The 885-nt window shown below is 40.5% G+C and carries 1 protein-coding gene and 1 pseudogene; one reads left to right on the forward strand and one right to left on the reverse strand.

The window, feature by feature from the left end; all coding sequences use genetic code 11:
- Positions 1-35: 35 nt before the first annotated feature.
- A pseudogene (locus BT797_RS24675) lies at positions 36-469 on the reverse strand (ISNCY family transposase); the annotation flags it as partial.
- 1 nt (position 470) lies between these two features.
- Between BT797_RS24675 and BT797_RS02900 the strand changes: the two are divergent.
- Positions 471-848 carry a helix-turn-helix domain-containing protein gene (locus tag BT797_RS02900; protein WP_211705532.1) on the forward strand — a complete coding sequence of 126 codons (378 nt, stop codon included), beginning with the start codon at positions 471-473 and terminating at the stop codon, positions 846-848.
- The last annotated feature ends 37 nt before the right edge of the window (positions 849-885 follow it).

Consider the following 885-nt stretch of genomic DNA (forward strand, 5'->3'; position numbering starts at 1 on the left):
AAGGCAAGTTTAAAATGTCACATTGTTCACCTCCTTAATCCCGAGCCCAATCGTTTATTACTCCTCTTCACCTTGCTGAACATGTCTTCGCTTATCAAATATGCTGTATTCAAACGATTCACCGCAATGTTGAATCGAAAGCGTGACGTCAGGGTAATCATAAATCATGACCTTTTTACCGACCAAAAACTTGGCTTTATCGGTCGGGGTGAGTATATAAATGACTTTATCGTACTGGAGTGTAAGTGATGAAGTAAGCTGCGGCTTACTTGACGCGCAAATATATCATCAAGCTCTACGTTAGATTCTTGGAGTAGGCGATGCTTATCGTCAGTACTGTGGGGTAAGCACGCAAAGCGTGCGTTATGGAGTGAAATATAGTGTGGAACCCCGGCATTCGCTCTTCAATCGTATTGATACCAGCAAGCCTCATCTCCTTGATTAATCTATCTTGCAGAGTGTTATTTGCTATGAACCAAAAAGAATTAAACCGTGTTGATGTTATTCGTGACGTTTGTAAGAAGCGATTAACTCAAGAAAATGCTTCAAACACCCTTAATTTAACGCGAAGACAGATTCAGCGGTTAGTTAACAAATATCGTGAAAACGGTGCGCCAGGGTTAGCCTCATTACAAAGAGGAAAGCCAAGTAATCGAAGTTTCTCACTAGAGTTAAAACGAAATGTGTTGAGTATTATCAAAGATAAATACGCGGATTTCGGACCTATATTTGCAAATAAGAAATTACTCGAGAAGCATGGTATCAAGCTGTCATCAGAGACGTTACGGTGCTGGATGATTAGCGAAGGCTTATGGAAGTCTCATGCTAAACCTAAGTCAAAGACTTAGTGAAGTGGCATAGTTAATTTGTCGGTAAGTATGCTTC

This window comes from Moritella viscosa (assembly GCF_900120065.1).
GTDB lineage: Bacteria > Pseudomonadota > Gammaproteobacteria > Enterobacterales > Moritellaceae > Moritella > Moritella viscosa.